This is a genomic window from Streptomyces sp. NBC_00273 (genome assembly GCF_036178145.1).
Taxonomy (GTDB): domain Bacteria; phylum Actinomycetota; class Actinomycetes; order Streptomycetales; family Streptomycetaceae; genus Streptomyces.
The window spans coordinates 9329546-9348946 of the sequence record NZ_CP108067.1; the positions used below are offsets into that span (position 1 = coordinate 9329546).

Consider the following 19401-nt stretch of genomic DNA (forward strand, 5'->3'; position numbering starts at 1 on the left):
GGGTGGGTGAACAAGGGGCTACGTACTGGTAACTTACGCGAGTTGATCAAGGTCGGGGTGTGGTCGACCATGCTCCCGGCCGGAGCCACCCCCACCTCAGTCAAGGAACCACATTGGCACGCACCGTCCGTACGACGGCCCTCGTCCCCACCACGGCCCTCGCCCTCGGCCTTTCCCTTCTCGGCGCCGCCGCCCCCGCGTCCGCCGCCGATGCCCCCACCCCGCACCTGGACTCCATCGAGCAGACCTTGCGTCAGGTTTCGCCGGGTCTGGAGGGCTCGGTGTGGGAGCGTACTGCCGGCAACCGGCTCGGCTCCTCCGCCCCCGGCGGCGCCGACTGGCTGCTCCAGACCCCCGGCTGCTGGGGCGACGCCACGTGCGCGGAGCGGCCCGGTTCGCGCCGGCTCCTGGAGAAGATGCGCCAGGACATTGCCGGCGCCCGGGAAACGGTGGACATATCGACGCTGGCGCCCTTCCCCAACGGCGGCTACCAGGACGCGATCGTCGCGGGCCTGAAGGAAGCCGCCCAGAAGGGCAACCGGCTGAAGGTGCGCGTCATGGTGGGCGCCGCGCCGATCTACCACTCCACGGTGATCCCCTCGTCCTACCGCGACGAGCTCCTCGCGAAGCTGGGCCCGACGGCCGCGGGCGCCATCACCCTCAACGTGGCCTCGATGACCACCTCGAAGACCGCGTTCTCCTGGAACCACTCCAAGCTGGTCGTCGTGGACGGCACCTCGGTGATCACCGGTGGCATCAACAGCTGGAAGGACGACTACCTGGAGACCTCGCACCCGGTCGCCGACGTCGACCTCGCACTGACCGGGCCCGCCGCCGGGTCCGCGGGCCGCTACCTGGACTCCCTGTGGGACTGGACCTGCCGCAACAAGAGCAACTGGGCCTCGGTCTGGTTCGCCGCCTCGCCCGGCGCGGACTGCATGCCCTCCCTGCCCAGGCCCGCCGCCCCGGCGGGCGGCGGGGACGTGCCCGCGCTCGCCGTCGGCGGCCTCGGCGTGGGCATCCGCCAGAGCGACCCCACCTCCTCCTTCCGCCCGGTCCTGCCCACGGCCGGCGACACCAAGTGCGGGATCGGGGTGCACGACAACACCAACGCGGACCGCGACTACGACACCGTCAATCCGGAGGAGAGCGCCCTGCGCTCCCTGGTCTCCAGTGCGACCTCGCACATCGAGATCTCCCAGCAGGACGTGCACTCCACCTGCCCGCCGCTGCCCCGCTACGACGTGCGCCTCTACGACGCCCTCGCCGCCAAGCTCGTCTCCGGCGTGAAGGTCCGCATCGTCGTCAGCGACCCGGCCAACCGCGGCACGATCGGTAGCGGAGGCTACTCGCAGATCAAGTCGCTCTCCGAGGTGAGTGACGCCCTGCGCGGCCGCGTGGCGGCCCTGACCGGTGACGGCGGCCGGGCGCGGACGGCGATGTGCGAGAACCTCCAGCTGGCCACCTTCCGCGCGTCCGACCGGCCGACCTGGGCGGACGGCAAGCCCTACGCCCAGCACCACAAGCTGGTCTCGGTCGACGGATCGGCGTTCTACATCGGCTCCAAGAACCTGTACCCGTCATGGCTCCAGGACTTCGGGTACGTCGTTGAGAGCCCGGCTGCGGCCGGACAGGTCAAGAGCGACCTGCTGGACCCGCAGTGGCGCTACTCGCAGGCCACCGCGACGTACGACTACGCCCGCGGCCTCTGCCAGGGCTGACACCCTCCGGCCCGCAGGGCCCGACTCTCCGCCCCCGCCGCACCCGGCTCGTACCGCCGGGCGCGGCGGGGGCGGCTTCGTGTCCGCCGCCCGGGAATATCGCGGGCGCACCCTCCGTTCCCAGGTATGGTTGAACAGTCAACAATCTTGGAAGGGGATGGGAAGCCATGCAGTTCGGGATCTTCACCGTCGGTGACGTCACGGCCGACCCGACGACCGGACGCGTGCCGGGCGAGCACGAGCGCATCAAGGCGATGCTCGCCATCGCACAGAAAGCCGAGGAAGTCGGCCTCGACGTCTTCGCCACCGGTGAGCACCACAACCCGCCGTTCGTCCCCTCCTCGCCGACCACGATGCTCGGCTACATCGCCGCACGCACCGAGAACCTGATCCTGTCCACCTCGACGACACTGATCACCACCAACGACCCGGTGAAGATCGCCGAGGACTTCGCGATGCTCCAGCACGTCGCGGACGGCCGCGTCGACCTCATGATGGGCCGCGGCAACACCGGACCGGTCTACCCCTGGTTCGGCAAGGACATCCGCGACGGCATCGACCTCGCCATCGAGAACTACGCCCTGCTGCGCCGCCTGTGGGACGAGGACACCGTCACCTGGAAGGGCAAGTTCCGCACCCCGCTCCAGTCCTTCACCTCCACCCCCCGCCCGCTGGACGGCGTCGCGCCCTTCGTCTGGCACGGCTCCATCCGCTCCCCGGAGATAGCCGAACAAGCCGCCTACTACGGCGACGGCTTCTTCCACAACAACATCTTCTGGCCCGCCTCCCACACCGAGCAGATGATCAACCTCTACCGGGAGCGCTACGCCCACTACGGCCACGGCACCCCCGAGCAGGCCATCGTCGGACTCGGCGGCCAGGTCTTCATGCGCAAGAACTCCCAGGACGCGGTACGCGAGTTCCGCCCCTACTTCGACAACGCGCCCGTGTACGGCCACGGTCCGTCCCTGGAGGAGTTCACCTCCCAGACCCCGCTGACCGTCGGCTCGCCCCAGCAGGTCATCGAACGCACCCTGTCCTTCCGCGACTACGCCGGCGACTACCAGCGCCAGCTGTTCCTGATGGACCACGCGGGCCTGCCCCTGAAGACCGTCCTGGAACAGCTCGACCTCCTCGGCGAAGAGGTCGTACCCGTCCTGCGCAAGGAGTTCGCGAACCTGCGCCCGGCGGGCGTGCCGGACGCCCCGACCCACCCGGCCCGCGTGGCAGCCGCCCGGCAGAGCTCGAAGCAGGAGATGCAGGCATGAAACTCGTCGTCGTATCGGCAGGACTGAGCTCGCCCTCCTCCACGCGCCTGCTCGCCGACCGGCTCACGGCCGCGACACTGGGCCACCTGGACGCCGAACCCGAGGTCATCGAACTGCGGGAACTGGCGACACAGATCGCCCAACACCTCGTCACCGGCTTCCCGCCCGCCCGACTGGCCGCCGCCCTCGACGCGGTGGCGGCCGCGGACGGCCTGATCGCCGTCACCCCGGTCTTCGCGGCCTCCTACAGCGGCCTGTTCAAGTCGTTCTTCGACCTCATCGACAAGGACGCCCTCACCGGCACACCCGTCCTCCTCGGCGCGACCGGCGGCACCGCCCGGCACAGCCTGGTCACCGAACACGCCATGCGCCCGCTCTTCACCCACCTGCGCGCACTGGTCCTGCCCACCGCCGTGTACGCGGCCTCGCAGGACTGGGGCGAACAGGGCCTCGCACGGCGGATCACCCGCGCGGGCACGGAACTGGCCCGCTCCATGCGCCCCACCACCCCCGACGCCGCCTCCGACACCGCCCTCGATACCGATACTGCTGCCGCGATCGCACCCCGTTCACTGACCGGGGCGATCACCTCTGCGGATCCGGCGCACGGCTTCAAGACGGTGCCCTTCGAACAACGCCTGGCCGCGTTGCGCACCGAGTAGGCCCAGACCCCGCGAGGGGCGACCGGCGTCATCGTGAGGGGCAACGCCTGCCCGGGCCGGCGGCGGACCCCGGACCGGTGGCGGGGCCCGCACGCGGCGGGGCCCCGCCGCGTGCGGGCAACATGCCGCGGTCGGCGTAATCGACGGTTCGACCCGACTTCCTCCTCACGCTGTGACAGTCGATCACGCTCATTCAGGAGGCCCGTGTGCACAGGTTCCGTGGGTGCGCGGCCCTCCGTACCGCCCCCGGAGGCGGGCGGTGAGGGGCACCCGCCCGGACACGCCCCTCACGGCTGCTACCGATGACGGCTTCCGGCCGGCCGCACCGCCGGCATGGATGCGGTGGCTGCCGTTCGCCTACCTCGCCTTCGTCCTCCTCCTGGAAGCCGCCCAGCAGCAGGAGTGGGCGGTGAGCTTCTTCCTGATCGCCCTGCCCGCCATCGCCGCATACGCCTTCGGCCCCGTCGCCGTGGCCGCGTTCACCGCCCTCGCGATCCTCCTGGAAGGCTTCCTCACCGCCATCTCCCACGACCTCGGCGAGACCCACCACGTCACCGCCGACATCGCCACCGCCGTCGTCGGCATCCTCGCGACCGCACTCGCCGCGCACCGCCGCAACCAAGAACGCCACCTCGTCCACGCCAACTCCGTCGCCGAGGCCCTGATGCGGGCCCTCCTGCGCCCGGTACCGCACCAGGTCGGGAACGTACTCGCAGCCTGCCTGTACCGGCCGAGCGAGGCCGGGACCATGGTGGGCGGCGACCTCTTCGACATCCGCGCCACCCGGGCGGGGGAGCGCGCCATCATCGGCGACGTCCGCGGCAAAGGACTCCCGGCGGTCCGCACGGTCGCCGCGCTCCTCGGTAGCTTCCGCGAGGCCGCGTACGAGGCACACGACCTGCCGGCCGTCGCCGCCCGCCTGGAGCGGGGCCTGGTCCGCGAGGCCGAGGAGATCCGGGACGCCGAACTGTTCGCGACCGCCGTGCTCATCGAGTACGACAGCCTGGCCCACCGGGTGACGGTCGCCAACCACGGGCACGTGGAGCCGGTGCTCATCTCCCGCGGCGAGGTACGCACACTGGGCGGCTCGCCAGCCCTGCCGCTCGGCCTGGGCCAGCTGGCCGCAGCCGACGGGCCGGTGGCGCGCACCCACCGCTTCACCCGGGGCGACGTACTGCTGCTGGTCACGGACGGCCTGGTGGAGGCCCGTGACACCGGCGGCGCCTTCTACCCCCTGGTGGAGCGGCTGCGCCACCGCTTCGAAGGCCGGCCGGCACCCGGACCCGCCGACGTCGTCGACTTCCTCAACACCGACCTGCCCCGCCACACCCGCAACCTCCACGACGACGTCGCGATGCTCGCGATCGCCCCGCACAGCCGCACCTGACCCACCCCGCTCGCCCCGCGCCCTGTTGCGGGCACGCGACGGCCGAACACCACGAAGGCCCCGACAACGACCCGGGGCCTTCGTGCACTTCGCTGACCTACCCGTTCAACGACCCGGGCACCAGAACGTCACGCCCCGCCCCGGGTGCAACCGGCCGCGGCGCCTGGGCCCTACCGGAACAGACGGTCACCGGGCGCAGCCATGCGATGGGTCCCGCCGTGGCGACCGACCCAGTCACGGATCAGGTTGACGGAGTTGGCGCACTGCCAGCTGTCGTCGTACTCCCGCACCCCGGTGAACGCTCCGTAGCCCGCGATGATCCCGTCCACCCGACCGTCGCCCAGCAGTTTGTCGACGTACCACGGATCGTTGTAGGTGGTCGTCCAGGAAAGGGTCGCCGCGAGCTGTCCGGCGTCACGGTCCGCGGCGCCCTTCTTCAGCTCCGCGCACGTGTAGTACGTGGCCTCCGTGCAGTTCCCGAACCCCTTGGTGATGTCGCTGTCGCCGTAGTCCATCACCCGGCGACCGGCCGGGAACCCGGAACCGGACCGGTCGAACGCCCCCCGCACCTGGTCGCGGTTCCCGGTCGTCGTGATGCCCTCCAGGGCGCCGAGCCTGCCTTCCAGGCTCTTCCAGCCCCGGCCGCCGACGTCCGGGGTGCTGCCGCCGTGGTACTCGTAGAACCCGTAGAGCACCTGGATCCCCGCAGCCGTCAGCCGCTGCGCCTTGTCGCGCAGCCCGGCGACGCTGCACCCGCGGTTCTCCCGCTCCCCGCAGTAGTTCGGGTCCTTGATGTCCAGCCAGACCAGCGACAGCCTGCGCCCCTGGTTCGCGTGGGAGAGGATCCGGTCGATCATGCTGTCGAAGCTGGGGCCCAGCCGGTTGTCACCGGCCGAGGAACAGTCGTGATAGGCCCGCCACTCGTTCGGGTTCCACCAGGCGCAGACGTCTATCTCGATGCTGTTGGCGCCGTGCTTGAGTGCGGCGTCCACGCCGTCCAGGGTGTCGACGCGGTGCGCGATGGCATAGACCGGATGGCGCCCGTCGGCCGCTGCGGCTGCCGTTGCTGCTGTCGCCGGGGCCGTACCGAGCGCCGTGGCGGCGACGACCGCGCACAGGGCCGAGAGCAGCGCCAGGAGCATCCGCGGGCCTGCACCATGTTTGAGGTAGGTAGTCAAGAAAACACTCCGTCATGTCGGTGTCCGAATCGGACGGCTCATCTCACCCGCCACATGCTGACACGCAATAAATGTATGACGAATGAATCAGGTCCAGGCTTCTCCCGGAATGGCGAGAAATAGCCGCCACCTCCTCTGTCGTGTGACGAGAAAACACCCGCGGAGAAAAGAGGGGGCGCAGATTCCGGTGCAGCGTGAATCGCCTCCGCGCGGCCGGACGTCCACCGAGGCGGTCCGGGCCGCGGGTCTCCGTTTCCCGCTCTGCTGGAAGCCCGGGGCCGCGCCGGTGCACGACATTAGGCGTGGACGGCTCGCGCGCCGTGCATTCCGCGCTCCGCCGGGAAATGCGGACGATCCCGCTCCGGCAAGGTTCCGCCGGCTCCGCGAAATATCGGGGAGCGGAGGGAATGCCGGGGGAGCGGCCGGAATCGCCCCGTGGCCGGAATCGACCGACGGCGACGCCATCGATCAGAACCGGACTTGGACAGGTGGCAAACATAACCCTCAGGCACTTGCCGCCGTCCGGACGGCATCGCAATACTCACCGAACGGTCCGGCCGACCGACGTTCAGTGCACTTTCGGCTTTCCGCTTCCACATTCCGGGAGACACGTATGTCCGACACCGCACGCACCCCCGAGGCCGAACTCCACGACCTGGAACTCGACCTCGGCGACCTCACCGTCACCTCGATGCGGGACACCGCCGCGCTGCCCGAGGGCGGGGCGTCCTGGGGTTCCTGCTCCTGCCAGGGGTCCTCGTCCTGCGCCCAGCCGCAGGACGTCACCGCCCTCGAGGTCTGACCGCCCCTACACGAGAGGCAACCCATGAACGACACCACGCAGTCCGCCGGTTTCGACCTCGACGACCTCGACCTCGGTGAACTCACCGTGACCTCCATGCGGGACACGGTCGCACTGCCCGAGGGCGGCGCGTCCAACGGCGGCAGCTCCTGTTCCTGCGGCTCGTCCTCCTGCGCCCACCCGCAGCTGCCCGAACTCCCCCTGTAACCGGGGGACACCCTCGCACCACTGCACCACAGTGCCACCGCATGACCGCTCGCCAGACGCTTCCCGCCGTGCCCCTGGGCCCGGCGGGAAGCCGCGCGCCGACCCCCCACCCACAGGACGGGAACCCATGCCGCAGCCGCAACCGCACGCCGCCCCCGGCACCGGAACCGACGGCTACCGGGTCCGGTCCGCACCCTACGCGCTGGCCCGCACCACCGTGCTCGCCCACCCGGCCCAACCTTCCGCCGCAGCCACCTTCCGAGACCTACTGACCCGCCTCCACCAGCTCGACATCGAACTGGCCCTGACCGCCGCACCGCTCTGCGACGACCTGTACGCCGCCCGCGACGGCCACCCCGCGGACTTCCACCGCGACACCGTCCTGCCCCTGCGCAGGGCCCTGCACAACCGGCGTGAACCCCGCCCCGCCCTACTCGCCCGCCTCGGCGACCTGCCGGCCCGCCTGCCCCGACTCGCGGCCTGGCTCGCCCTGCGCGCCGACCGCGACGCCCTCCTGACCGCCCTCGACGCCGCCACCGGCCCCGCCCTCGACGCCGAACGCGCCTCGCTCGCCGCCCTCTGCCGCGAACCCGCCCTCGCCAAGGCCGCCGCCCTGACCAGCGCCGACCTGCTGCGCGCCATCAACCGTGCCGCCACCGGCACCGCCGACCGCCGCGCCCGCAAGGAAGAACCCACCGTGCTGCGCTACGCCCTGCGGGCCAGCACCAAGACCAGCCCGCTGTCTTGGTTCACGGCGGTCGGATGGGGACCACTTGCCGGCCACCTCGCCGACGGCGCCGCCCGCCCGGTGACCTCCTGGGGCGCCGCGCCCCTCCTCGACGGCCCCCTACGGTCCGTCGTACGGGCCAACCGCACCCTGACCACCGCACTGACCCTCGCCCTCCTCGACGCACCGCACCGACGCGCCACCCTTCCCCACCGCATCACCAGCACCGCACGCACCGCCGGCCCACGCACCGCATACACCCGCGACCGGCCCTCCTTCGCAGGCGGCCGCTACCTCGTGCCCGGCGAGGACGAGGCCGAGGTCGCCTCCGGTCGACCGCTCAGCCTGCTCACCGGCCTCGCCGAGAACCCCGTGCCCCTCGCCGACCTGACACGGCACCTGGCCGCAGCGCTCTGCCCGCCCGGCGAAGACGACGACAACGACGACGACAACGATGGCGGAGATGGCGGTGGCGGCCGGGCCGCGGTCGCCGCCTTCCTCGACCGGCTCACCCGCGCCGACCTGCTGGTCCCGCAGCACCCCCTCGCCCCGCAGGACCCCGCCCCCCTGCAACGCCTCGACGCCTGGGTGCGCACCTTCGCACCCGGCCACCCCCAGGACGCGCACCGCGCCGACCGGATCGCCGAACTCGGCGAGCTGACCGCCCGGTTCGCCGCCGCCCCGGCCGCCGACCGCCCCGGCCTGCTCACCGACCTCACCCAACGTTGGACCGCCGAGCTGGCCGCCGCCGGCCGGCCCGTCCCCACCGGCTCCGCCCCACTGACCGTCCTGTCCGAGGACGTGATCGCCCCGCGCCCACTGGCACTCGACGGCTTCCTCGGCGCCGCCGACCACGAGGCCCTCGGCGAGGTCACCGCCCTCGCCGAACTCTTCGACCTCGGGCACCTCGTCCGCCGCGCCCTACGGGACCGCTTCGTCGAGCGCTACGGCGTCGGCGGCCGCTGCGCGCACCCCTGGGAGTTCGGCCCCGACGTCACCGCCGCCTGGGAGTCCGCCGGACGGATCGCCCGGCTCGACCCCGCCGACCGGGACGCGTTCCCCAGCGCAACCGAACCCATCGCCCGGCTGCGTGCAGAGATCACCGCCGCCCTGCTCGACCACGACGACCCCCGAGACCAGCACGCCCCCGTTCCCGCCGACGAAGCGGTACTGCCCGCGGACACGCTCAAGACCCTCGGAGAACGACTGCCCGCCACCACCCTCGAACGCCCCCTCAGCTACACCTTCTTCCTCCAACGCGACCCCATCACCGGGCTGCTGGCCGCCAACCACGTCTACGGCGGATGGGGCCGCTTCACCAGCCGCTTCCTGGACTTCCTCGACCCCCGCGCCACCGCCGAGGTGTCCCGGCAGATCCGGAGCGGCCTCGGCCCCGGCGCCCACCCCGCCCAGATCCGCCCCGTCGGCGGGTTCAACGCCAACCTCCACCCCCTCCTCGTCCCGGACGAGATCGGCCCCGACCGCGACCGCACCCCCATCGCCGAAGCCGACCTCGAACTCGTCCATGACGAAGCCACCGACCAGGTCCGCATACGCCTACGAACCACCGGCGAACCCCTCGACGTGCTCTACCCCGGCTTCCTCGCCCCCGTCCTGCTACCCGCCCGCATCGCGCCCCACCTCGCCGACCACCCCGGCGGCGTCATCGACTTCCGCCCCCTGGCCCCCCGCCGAACCCTGGACGCACCCGGCGGCCCGGTCACCGTCAGCTCCCGGCTCCGCCACCGCCACGTGGTCCTCCAGCGCCGCCGCTGGCTCCTGCCGCCCGCCGTGGTGGCCCGGCTGCGCGCCGACCTCACCGCCGACACCCACCCCCACCGGGTCCCCGCCGCCGCCACCGCCGACTGGCGCGCCCACCTCGGCCTACCCGAACAGGTCTTCCTGCACCCGCTGGCCGGCGCCCCCACCGGCCGTGCCACCGAGGACTTCCTCAGCCACCTGACCCGCCCCAAGCCCCACCTCGCGGACCTCGGCAACGCCCTACACCTGCGCTGCCTCGCCAAATGGCTGTCCCGACACACCGACGGCGTCGTCCTGGAGGAGGCCCTGCCCGCCCCCGGCGGCCTGACCGCACCCGCCCGGGCCGTCGAACTCGCCCTGGAGGTCTACCGGGACGGACGCCCGCGATGACCCGCCCGCCCAGCCCGGAACACCACGACAGGAGCGCACCGGACATGCCGCCCCCCGACCCCCAAACCCCTCCGGGACAGGACCCCCACGACCACAGCGCACTGGACGTCATCGCCTACTACCACCACCCGGTCAAAGCCCCCCTGCTGCGCGAGGTCATGCTGCCGCTCGCCGCCACCGCCACCAGCGACGGCACCACCGCCCACGTGGAGCGGCACTGGCTGCACGGCCCGCACCTACGGCTGCGCCTCCAGGGCACCGACCCCGCCGCCGTAGCGGACACCGCCGCAGCCGCCGCCGCACACGTCCGCACTTGGCTGCGCGCACACCCCTCCCACAGCGACCTCACCGAGGCGCAACTCCTGCAACAGGCCGCCGAGACCGGGCGCGCCGAACTCATCCCCCCGCCCTACGGGCCGATCCACCCCGACAACACGACCCGGATCGAACCCGTCGACCGCACGCCCGTACGCACTCTCCTCAAAGCCGACGGAACCGCCCTGCGCGAAGACCTCCTGCGCCACGGCCTGGACGCCCTGCGGGCCGGCGCCGCCTTCCTCGGCCGCCACGGGGACACCGACCGGGCCCGGCTCCGCCTGGCGGTCACCGCCCTGGCCGCCCACGCCTGCGCCCATCCCGGCGGCCTGACCGGCGGACACTGGTCCTACGTCTCCCACCTGGAAGACTTCTTGCTCCACGACGACCCCGACGGAAGACTCCGCGCCACCTTCGAACGGCACGCCGAACGCGCGGGAGACACCGTCACCGCCCTCGTCGCACGCATCGCCGACGGACACGCGGACGACTGGGAACGGGCCTGGGCCGGCTTCTCCCGCAACGCCTGGCAACTCACGGCCCGGCGCCACGCCGCTGGCGCCGACCTCCACGGAGACCCCCTCGCCTACCGGACCCGGGCGGCCGCCACCGGCGACGCCGCCGCCCACGAACGCTGGAACCAAGACATCCGCACCCGCTACAGCGAGTTCCACCAACTGCTGCGCCGAGCCGACCCCCAGGGCACGATGTGGAGCCGCCCCGACTACCTCATCCACCGGGCCTGCACCAACGCCCTGTACCGGCTACTGACCATCTGCGACGTCCGCCCGTTGGAGCGCTACCTCGCCGCGCACCTCGTCGTCCGTGCCGTGCCCGCCCTGACCGGCTGCGACTGGCGCACCGAGATCGACACGGTCATCGACGCCGTGGAGGCACGGACATGACCGGAGAACACACCGGCCAGGACTCCGCCGGCGAGGACGCCGGCAGACAGCACGCGCACGGCGGCGACCGGCTGCGTCCCGGCACCGCCACCACACCGCTGCGCGCAGGCCTGCACCTGCGGGGACGCCGCGGCAACCTCACGCTGGAAGGCAGCACCGCGGTCCCCACGGTGTGGGGCCTCCTGGAGGAACCCCTGCGCTCCGGCCGCCTCGCCGAGTTCCGCAAGGGCCTGGAGCCGGGCTCGGCCGTCCGCACCGCCGTCGACACCCTCCTCGGCCAGCTCGCCGAACACGACCTCCTCCTGCCCGCACCCCCCGCCACCGGGCACCCCGACCCCGCCGTCGCACGGTGGATCGACGCCACGGCCGCACGCCCCGCCGACGCAGCCGCCCTCCTCGCCACCGCCCGCGCCGAGGTCCTGGCCCACGACCCGGCCTCCCCGCCCGCCGCCGCCGCCGTACGGGCGCTGACGGCCGGCGGCGTGCCCGTCACCCTCACCCCCGACCCGGACCTGCCCCGCGACCGCGTCCTGCTGACCGTCCGCGGCACGGGCCCGGACCGGACGGTCGCGGCCGGACGGGGCGGCGTCACCGGATACGTGACCGCCCCCGGCAGCGCCGCCCAGGCACGCGCCGACGCGGCAGCCCTGGAGGCCCGCCTCACCGACGCCACCGACGGCGCTGCCGCGCCGCAACCCCACCAGGCCCCGCGCACGTTCGCCGCACTACTGGCCGGCGCCGCCGCACACCGGCTGCTGTGCGCGGCCGCCGGGCTGCCCGACCCGGCCACCGAGGCCGACGACCCCCGGCTGCTCCCCGGCATCCCCGCTGTCCTCCTCGCCGACGCCCGCCTCCCGCGCGCCGACCACCACAGCTGGCTCGGCCCCGAACGGATCGACGCGGACCGCCGCGTCCGCCTCGCGCCCCCGGCCGGGCTCGCCGAGGCACTCCAGCGGATCGCCGCCCTCGGGGACCGACGCTGCGGACCCCTGCCCGGACCCCTGCCGGGGGACCTGCCCCAACTCCCGGTGCCCCTCGCCACCTGCACCCTGCCCGGCCCTACCACCGGGAACGCCACCACCCCCCGCACCCTGACCGGCGGCGGGCCCCGCCTCGACCTGGCCCGCCTGGAAGTGTTCTGCCGCGCCGCTGAACTGCTCCTCGGGGAGGCCGTGTTCACCGTCGGGGCCGACCCGGGGCACGCCCGCGGCCGCGCCCTGCGCCACGCCGCCGCACGCCGCCTCGCCGGCGCCCCGCACAGCCGCCCGGTGGACCCGGCCCGATGGTGCGGCCACCCGCAGCTCCGCCACTGGTGGACGACCCTGACCGGCCGGCTCGCTGTCCCCGCACGATTGGAAGTACACCAAGCGGCCCCCCACGCGCAGGCGTACCGGGCCGTGGTCCGCCGCACCCCGTCGGGGCCGGGGCGCGGGCCGGGCCCCCTGCTCGGCGAGGCCGTCGAGGCGACGCCCGGCGACGCCGCCTCCTTCGCCGCGCTGGCCGCCGTCACCGCCGCCTGCACCGCCACGGCCGGGGCGCCCGACACCCCGCCACCGCCCTCCGGGGGCGCGGCCGCACCGCTCGCGGCGGCCGGTGTGCCCACCGCCGCCTGGGAGGACCTCGGCTGGACCGGCGGCTGGCTCGCCGACCTGGCCGGGCGCGAGGAGGCCTTCCGCAACACCCTGCACCAGCTGTCCGGAGCCGACCCCGCGATCACGCCGCCCGCATCCGACCCCGCACCCGACTCCGTACCGGATGCCGGCCTCGCCGGCCTGCTGCGCTCCTTCGGCTTCACCGTTCTGCACACCGCCGAGGAGGCCCGATGACCGCCCCCACCGCAGCCCCCGCACCGGCGCCCGCACCGGCGCCCGGTCCCGCGGCCGGTCCGGGTCCCGTCCCCGTGCTGGACGCGGCCGCCGCCCTGGCGACCACCACCGGCCGGGCCGCGGTCCTACTGACCCGTTGGACGCTCGGCCTCGCCGAGGAACTGAGCCGCCACGCCCTGCACCGGCCCGTGACCCTGGTGCCGGTGCGCTACGACGGGCCGCTGGCGGTGATCGGACCAGTGCTCCGGCCGGGCGGCGCGGCCTGCCTCGTCTGCACCGAGTACCAGCGCCTGGCGACCGCGGGCGGCCGGGTCCCGTGGCAGGCCCCGAAGCTGACCCTGGCCGGAGTACCCTCACCGGCCCTGACCCCGGCCGTAGAAGCCCTCGTCCACGACCTCCTCGCCCTCGCCCCCGCCCCCGACCCGGATGCGGATGCAGATGCGGCCGTCGTCCACATCGTCCACCAGGGCCGCGGCACCTGGTCCACCCACCACGTCCGCCCCGTCGGCGGCTGCGACGTGTGCCGCCCGCTGCCCTCCGACACGCAGGCACCGCTCCACCCACTGCCCTCCGGACCCCGCCCGATGCCCGACCCGACCGTCCTGCGCGGCCCCAACCCCCGTACGACCGGCGCCGCACTGCGCGCCGCCCTGCACGACGAACGGTTCGGCCCCGTGCGGCTGTTGCGCCGCTCCGAGGACTCGGCGTTCAGCCTCACCAGCGCGATCGTCACCGACGGCAGGTCCGTCGACGACGGCGGCCACGGCCGGGCCCGCACCTTCCCCGACAGCGAACGCATCGCCCTCTTCGAAGCCGTCGAACGGTACGCGGGCATGCGCCCCACCGGCCGCCGCACCGACCTGCTGGCCTCCTTCGCCGAACTGGGCCCGGGCCGCGCACTGGACCCCGCACGGCTCGGACTGCCCGACCCCGCCCACCACGGCCACCCCGCCTCGCCCACCGTTCCCTACACCCCGGACCTGCCGTTCCACTGGGTACACGGCTGGTCCCTCACCCACCGCAGGCCGATCGCCGTCCCCGAACACGTCGCCTACTGGGACGTGCCGGGACCGGACCGGCCGCGCGTCGTGTACGAGTCCTCCAACGGCTGCGGCCTCGGCAACAGCCCCGAAGAGGCCGCCCTGTACGGGCTGTTCGAGGTCGCCGAACGCGACGCCTTCCTCATGGCCTGGTACGCCGCCACCCCGCTGCGCCGCATCCAACCGCCGGCCGACGACACCGACACCCTGCTGCTCGCGGACCGGGCGGCGGCCGCGGGCTACCGGCTCCTGCTCCTGGACGCGACCAACGACTTCGCCGTCCCGGCCGTCCTGGCCGTCTGCCGCTACGAGGGCGACCACCCGGGCGCGCCACGGATGTTCCTCGCGGCCGGCGCCCACCACGATCCGCGCGCCGCCATCCGCTCCGCCGTCGCCGAGGTCGTCACCAACGTGCTGGAGGCACCGCACCGTGCCTCCGCCCAGGGAGGGCCGCGCGACCCCGAACGGCTGCGGCCCATGCTGGAGCACCCCGAACTCGTCCTCACCCTGGACGACCACGTCGGGCTGAGCACCCTGCCCGAGGCCGCCCCCCGCCTGGAGTTCCTCTTCGCCGACACCCCGGCCGCGACGGTCGACGAGGCCTGGCCCGGCGCACCCCGCCCCGTGCCCGACCTCTCCGGCCTCCTGACGCGGACCGTCGGCCGGCTGGCCCGGGCCGGAATGGAGGTGATCACCGTCGACCAGAGCGAGCCGGGGCTGCGCGAGCGGTTCGGCCTGCACTGCGTGAAGGTCGTCGTCCCCGGCGCGCTCCCGATGACCTTCGGGCACGTCAACCGGCGCACCCTCGGCCTGTCCCGGCTGCTGGACGTGCCCCACCGTCTGGGCCGCACCGGCCGGCCGGTGCGCCACGGCGAACTGCCCCTGCACCCGCACCCCTTCCCCTGACCCGACCCGCGACGACGAGGACCGGACGACGTGACGACGACCGACAACGACACCAGCACCGGCACAGGCACGGGCGCCGTCGCCGGCACCTGGCACAGCCACCACCTCTTCCTGCACTCCACCACCGAGGACACCGACCGCTTCCTCGTCCGTGACGCGGCCCCCCTCCTCGACGACCTCGTGGCCGCCGGCGAAGCCGCCGACTGGTTCTTCATCCGCTACGGGCAGGACGGCCCCCACCTACGGATCCGTGTCCGTACCACCGGAACCGCGACCGCTGCAGCCCTCTCCGGATCGGCGGACCTGCTGGCCCGGCGGGCCCGGCAGGTGCCCGCCGTCCCCGGCCCCTGGCCCTCCCGGCACGCCGAGATCCGCGCGGTGCCCTACGTACCCGAAACCCGGCGCTACGGCGGCCCGCGGGCCCTGCCCGTCGCCGAAGCGCTCTTCGCCACCTCCACCCGTACCGCCCTCGACGTACTGCGGGCCCTGCCCGCCACGGCCACGGCCGCATCCCGCCTCACCGCGGCCGCGGACCTCGCCCACACCACGGCGTACGCGCTCGGCATGGACCCGCTCGCCGCCGCACGTTGGCTCCGCGCGCACGCGGCGGGCTGGCGCTGGGTCACCGAGGTGCCGCTGCTGCCCGCCGCCGCCGTCCACACCAGGGTCAACACCGTCCACGCCGCACAGCGCACCACCCTCGGCGCCCGCGCCGCGGACCTGCACGAGCGCCTCCGCTCGGGCACCGCGGCGCCCTGGCTGGCCCACTGGGCCGAACGGGTCCGGGAGGCCGATGCGATGCTCGACGGTCCCGGCGAGCGGACCCGGGCCGGGATCTGGGGTTCCCAGCTGCACATGCTGTTCAACCGGCTTGGAGTGAGCCCCGACGAGGAACGGGCCGTGTGCCGGCTGGCCGCGCGCACCCTGCTGGAGACGGACGGACCGGCAGGCTTCTTCCCACCCGGCCACACCGCCCCCGACCTGCAGTACCTGGAGCGCAGCAAGTTCCAGATCGGCCGCGGCGAGGACTCGGCACTACGCCCACTGCCGCCCCCGGCCCCGGCCCCGGCGACCGACCCGGCGAACGATCAGGCCCCGGCGAGCGACCCGGCCGGGTCCGTCGAGATTCCGCTCCCCGCCGACCCGTTGCCCGCCGTACCCCTGGCCGCGGTCCTCGCCGCACGCTCCTCCCTGCGCGGCGCCCTCACCGGCCCCCTCGACACCGGTACGCTCGGTGCCCTGCTGTGGCACTCCCTCGCCGAGAGCGGCCGCAGCGAGCAGCACCTCGCCGACGGCACGACCCGCACCCTGGCCCACCGCCCCTACCCCAGCGCGGGCGCCCTCTACACGGCACGCGTCCGCCTCCTCGTCCTCGACGTGAGCGGTCTGCCCGCCGGCACCTACGACTGCGTCCCCGAACGCCGGACCCTGCGTCGCATCGGCCCGGTAGCCCCGCTGGAGGACATCACCGCCCTGTCGACCTACCTTTCGCGCCCGCCGACCGACCCGGACTGGATCGGCATCGCACAGGCACCGGTACTCCTCGCCCTCTACGCCGACCTCGGCCTGCTGCGCCGCCGCTACGGACTGCGCGCGCTGCGCCTGGCCCTGTTGGAGACCGGCCACCTGGCCCAGACCCTGCTGCTCACGGCGTCGGCCCTGGGCCTGGGCGGGACCCCGCTGGGCGGCTTCCACGACGACCTGGCCCACGAACTGCTCGGACTCCACGACCCGGACCAGCCGCTCCAGTACCTCCTTCCCCTCGGCCGCAGGCCGCACCACAACGACAGGTGACCTGGGCACACCACAGGACCGCACGGCACCGCAGCACTCAGGGCTCGTCGTCGACGGCGCCCGGTGCCAGGGCGGGGGAGGGGAACACGTGGCGCGCCTCGCCGCCGGACCACCACACACCGACGGCCAGGACGGCGGCCGCCTCCAGCAGTGCCGCGCGGGACAGTCCGCCGCAGGACAGCGGAGAGCAGCCCATCGAGGTGATCAGCTCCGCCGTGAAGGTGGCGGCAGCGGGGGTGTTGGCGCAGAAGGGCACTGCCAGGGCCGCCCCTTCGAAGGCGGGCCGCGGCAGGGTCCAGATGCTCTCGTGGCAGATCCCGAAGGCCTTGGCGACACCGGCGTCCGGCGCGGCTGCCGCGATGCGCGCGGCGACGGAGTCCGTGCCGCCGGCGCTGGTCAGCCAGGGCCCGTCCGGGCCCGCCGCCATGGGCACCTCGTCGGCGTCCGGCCCCAGGGAGATGCGGCCGCGGGTGGGCTTGAGCCCGAACAGTCCGGTGCTGGCGACCGGCACCCGGATCGAGCCGGCCGCGTCGGTGGCGTGCGCGAGGGGAGTGATGCCGGCGGCGGCGGCCGCGGCCGACCCGCCGCTGGAGCCGCCCGGGGTCCGGGCGAGGTCCCAGGGGTTGCGGGTGGCGCCGTACAGGACCGGCTCCGTGGTGGTGCTGTAGGCGAATTCGGGCGTGGCCGTGCGGCCCAGCGTCACCAGACCGGCCCGGCGCAGCCGCCGCATCAGGTAGGAGTCCTGGCCGGCCACGTTGCCGGCGGCGAGGCGGCTGCCCAACTCGACGCGCTTGCCCCGCATGGACACGGCCAGGTCCTTGATGAGGAACGGCACGCCCGCGAGCGGGGTGCTGCCCGGGACGGGGGCGTCCTCGGCGGGCCAGCTCTCCACGACCGCGTTGATCCGCGGGTTCACGGCCGCCAGCGCGGCCTCGGCCGCGCCGGCGAGCTCCGCCGCGGTCACCTCTCCCCGGGCCACGAGCCCGGCCAGTCCCACGGCGTCGTACTGGGTGTATTCGTGCAACTCCACGGCGTTCCACCTGCGCCCGCGGCCCCGCAGCAGGCGGGCGAGCCACGGGACGGCCAGAACGGCTGGACGTTCGGAGCCGTCTTCGCACCGCACGCGCGGACCGGCCGGGGCAACGACGTCATCACGGTGAACGGGCTCCCCCCGGGGCCGGTCGTGATCGACCTCAGCATCCGGGGAGACGGGTACACGGGCCTGTGGCCCCTCACCCGGTTCAACAAGGAGGGGGACACCCTCGTCAACAGCACGGAGGAGAACTTCCGCGGCCGCGTTCTCGCCCAGGTCCCGGACAACGGCCGCCTGCGTCTACAGCTGAAAGCGGAAGGCCCCTGGCAACTCCAGGTGCTGCCACTGGCCGCCGCCACCCGCCTGACGGAGGACGAGCTGGACAGACGCGGCCCCGACGTCCTGCTGCACACCGCGGGAACAGCCGACCTCGCCCTCCACTACCGGGGCGAGGACAACCTCATCGTCAACCTCTTCGAACTGGAGGGGCACCACGACCCCACCGCCCTACCCGACGACGACAACGTCGTGAACGAGATCGGCAAGCGGCGGGAGACCGTGCCACTGCCCGAAGGTCCGGTCATCGTGCAGTTGCAGATGGCGGACGGCCCGTGGAAGGCGAAGCTGAAGCACCTGGAGCCGCACAGCAGACCACCGCAGATCGGCGCCGGTCCGGCGCACGCCTCCGCTCCGACACAGGTGGCGGGCACAGGCAAGGTCCAGGGCTGGCTGCGGCGGGGCAGACGCTGAGCCCCCACCGGGCCGACGCCGCACCGCCCTGATCCCCGCCCGTCCCCAGACACCGACCTGACGGGGTCAGGCGGGGACAGGCGGGGCCCGGTCCGGCACGTGACGTGCCGGACCGGGCAGGCGGTCAGAAGTCCCAGCTCTGGCTCCGCGCGCCATTGCAGCTCCAACTCACCAAGAGCTGCCCGATCTCAGGCCGGCCGGCCAAGATGTCGAGGCACTTTCCGTTCACCCGGTTACGGATCTCGTTGCCGTTGCGGTACCACTTCTGGTGGAGAGCGCCGTAGCAGTCCCACAAGCTCACCGAGCCCTGCTCACCCAGATGGGGACCGTAGATCTCCAGGCACTTCCCGTTCAAGCTGGAACGGATCTGCTCACCGTCCCAGTACCACTGCTGGTTGGTGCCGCCGTGGCAGTCCCACGTCACGGTGGACGCGCCGTTCTCCTGGTGGAACATGAAGACGTCGGCGCACCTTCCGTTCAGGTTGGACTTGAGCAGCGGCGCCGCCGCAGCTGCAGGCGAGCCCGTCAAAGTGGCTCCGGCCAACAGCCCGGTGACCGCCGCCAGCAGCATCAGTCGTCGTACGGACCTCATGATTTCCCCTTCCCATCGCCGTTGCGCGGTTGCGCTGACCCCTGTCTAGCCCCCCATTGATGTCCGGCGCCGGAACGAGGATTCCGGACATCAAAAGCTGGACAAACACCACCCGACGCGATTGCGGAACGCCGCAG

General features: G+C 73.5%; 14 protein-coding genes and 1 pseudogene. 12 read left to right on the forward strand and 3 right to left on the reverse strand.

What is annotated here, in order from left to right:
- The first annotated feature begins 113 nt into the window (after window positions 1–113).
- From OG386_RS41810 to OG386_RS41825, 4 genes are all read left to right on the forward strand, one after another.
- Window positions 114–1721: a phospholipase gene (locus OG386_RS41810; protein ID WP_328792542.1), complete on the forward strand. Its 1608-nt coding sequence runs from the start codon at window positions 114–116 to the stop codon at window positions 1719–1721.
- Window positions 1722–1888: 167 nt separating this feature from the next.
- Window positions 1889–2989 (forward strand): LLM class flavin-dependent oxidoreductase, encoded by a 1101-nt coding sequence (locus OG386_RS41815; protein ID WP_327380793.1) that lies wholly within the window; start codon window positions 1889–1891, stop codon window positions 2987–2989.
- Window positions 2986–3651: a CE1759 family FMN reductase gene (locus tag OG386_RS41820; RefSeq protein ID WP_328792543.1), complete on the forward strand. Its 666-nt coding sequence runs from the start codon at window positions 2986–2988 to the stop codon at window positions 3649–3651. Before OG386_RS41815 ends, OG386_RS41820 begins: the two co-directional genes overlap by 4 nt.
- A gap of 259 nt (window positions 3652–3910) precedes the next feature.
- Entirely contained in the window at window positions 3911–5038 is a 1128-nt protein-coding gene (locus tag OG386_RS41825; protein ID WP_328792544.1) for a PP2C family protein-serine/threonine phosphatase, read from the forward strand.
- Between the two features lie 170 nt (window positions 5039–5208).
- Here the strand turns inward: OG386_RS41825 and OG386_RS41830 are convergent, their stop codons facing one another.
- On the reverse strand, window positions 5209–6180 hold the full coding sequence (locus OG386_RS41830; protein WP_328792545.1) for a phospholipase: 972 nt from the start codon (window positions 6178–6180) through the stop codon (window positions 5209–5211).
- A 649-nt stretch (window positions 6181–6829) separates the two neighbouring features.
- Between OG386_RS41830 and OG386_RS41835 the strand changes: the two genes are divergently transcribed.
- The 7 genes from OG386_RS41835 to OG386_RS41865 all read left to right on the forward strand — a co-directional run bounded on the left by OG386_RS41835 (window position 6830) and on the right by OG386_RS41865 (window position 16889).
- On the forward strand, window positions 6830–7018 hold the full coding sequence (locus tag OG386_RS41835; protein ID WP_327380789.1) for a thiazolylpeptide-type bacteriocin: 189 nt from the start codon (window positions 6830–6832) through the stop codon (window positions 7016–7018).
- 24 nt (window positions 7019–7042) lie between these two features.
- Entirely contained in the window at window positions 7043–7225 is a 183-nt protein-coding gene (locus OG386_RS41840) for a thiazolylpeptide-type bacteriocin (protein ID WP_328792546.1), read from the forward strand.
- 127 nt (window positions 7226–7352) lie between these two features.
- Window positions 7353–10103, forward strand: a complete 2751-nt coding sequence (locus OG386_RS41845) for a lantibiotic dehydratase (protein WP_328792547.1) — start codon at window positions 7353–7355, stop codon at window positions 10101–10103.
- Window positions 10104–10147: 44 nt separating this feature from the next.
- On the forward strand, window positions 10148–11323 hold the full coding sequence (locus OG386_RS41850; RefSeq protein WP_328792548.1) for a lantibiotic dehydratase C-terminal domain-containing protein: 1176 nt from the start codon (window positions 10148–10150) through the stop codon (window positions 11321–11323).
- Entirely contained in the window at window positions 11320–13149 is a 1830-nt protein-coding gene (locus OG386_RS41855) for a hypothetical protein (protein ID WP_328792549.1), read from the forward strand. Before OG386_RS41850 ends, OG386_RS41855 begins: the two co-directional genes overlap by 4 nt.
- On the forward strand, window positions 13146–15095 hold the full coding sequence (locus tag OG386_RS41860) for a TOMM precursor leader peptide-binding protein (protein ID WP_328792550.1): 1950 nt from the start codon (window positions 13146–13148) through the stop codon (window positions 15093–15095). The genes OG386_RS41855 and OG386_RS41860 overlap by 4 nt, the downstream gene beginning before the upstream one ends.
- A 30-nt stretch (window positions 15096–15125) precedes the next feature.
- A complete protein-coding gene (locus tag OG386_RS41865; RefSeq protein WP_328792551.1) occupies window positions 15126–16889 on the forward strand; it encodes a thiopeptide-type bacteriocin biosynthesis protein in 1764 nt (587 codons plus the stop codon).
- A 430-nt stretch (window positions 16890–17319) separates the two neighbouring features.
- On the opposite strand, the pseudogene OG386_RS41870 reads toward OG386_RS41865, so the two are convergent.
- Window positions 17320–17919 (reverse strand): annotated as a pseudogene (locus tag OG386_RS41870) (amidase family protein); the annotation flags it as partial.
- Here OG386_RS41870 and OG386_RS41875 point away from each other — a divergent pair.
- Window positions 17908–18672, forward strand: coding sequence for a hypothetical protein (locus tag OG386_RS41875; RefSeq protein ID WP_328792552.1), 765 nt, complete (start codon window positions 17908–17910; stop codon window positions 18670–18672). The pseudogene OG386_RS41870 and the gene OG386_RS41875 overlap by 12 nt on opposite strands.
- Window positions 18673–18796: 124 nt before the next feature.
- Here the strand turns inward: OG386_RS41875 and OG386_RS41880 are convergent, their stop codons facing one another.
- Entirely contained in the window at window positions 18797–19264 is a 468-nt protein-coding gene (locus OG386_RS41880) for an RICIN domain-containing protein (RefSeq protein WP_328792553.1), read from the reverse strand.
- Between the last annotated feature and the right edge of the window lie 137 nt (window positions 19265–19401).

What these genes read in the sequence shown, in the direction of transcription:
- OG386_RS41815 (WP_327380793.1), top strand. Translation starts at nt 1,889, where the DNA reads ATGCAGTTCGGGATCTTCACCGTCGGTGACGTCACGGCCGACCCGACG.
- OG386_RS41820 (WP_328792543.1), top strand. Translation starts at nt 2,986, where the DNA reads ATGAAACTCGTCGTCGTATCGGCAGGACTGAGCTCGCCCTCCTCCACG.
- OG386_RS41830 (WP_328792545.1), bottom strand. Translation starts at nt 6,180, where the DNA reads ATGCTCCTGGCGCTGCTCTCGGCCCTGTGCGCGGTCGTCGCCGCCACG.
- OG386_RS41835 (WP_327380789.1), top strand. Translation starts at nt 6,830, where the DNA reads ATGTCCGACACCGCACGCACCCCCGAGGCCGAACTCCACGACCTGGAA.
- OG386_RS41840 (WP_328792546.1), top strand. Translation starts at nt 7,043, where the DNA reads ATGAACGACACCACGCAGTCCGCCGGTTTCGACCTCGACGACCTCGAC.
- OG386_RS41845 (WP_328792547.1), top strand. Translation starts at nt 7,353, where the DNA reads ATGCCGCAGCCGCAACCGCACGCCGCCCCCGGCACCGGAACCGACGGC.
- OG386_RS41850 (WP_328792548.1), top strand. Translation starts at nt 10,148, where the DNA reads ATGCCGCCCCCCGACCCCCAAACCCCTCCGGGACAGGACCCCCACGAC.
- OG386_RS41855 (WP_328792549.1), top strand. Translation starts at nt 11,320, where the DNA reads ATGACCGGAGAACACACCGGCCAGGACTCCGCCGGCGAGGACGCCGGC.
- OG386_RS41860 (WP_328792550.1), top strand. Translation starts at nt 13,146, where the DNA reads ATGACCGCCCCCACCGCAGCCCCCGCACCGGCGCCCGCACCGGCGCCC.
- OG386_RS41880 (WP_328792553.1), bottom strand. Translation starts at nt 19,264, where the DNA reads ATGAGGTCCGTACGACGACTGATGCTGCTGGCGGCGGTCACCGGGCTG.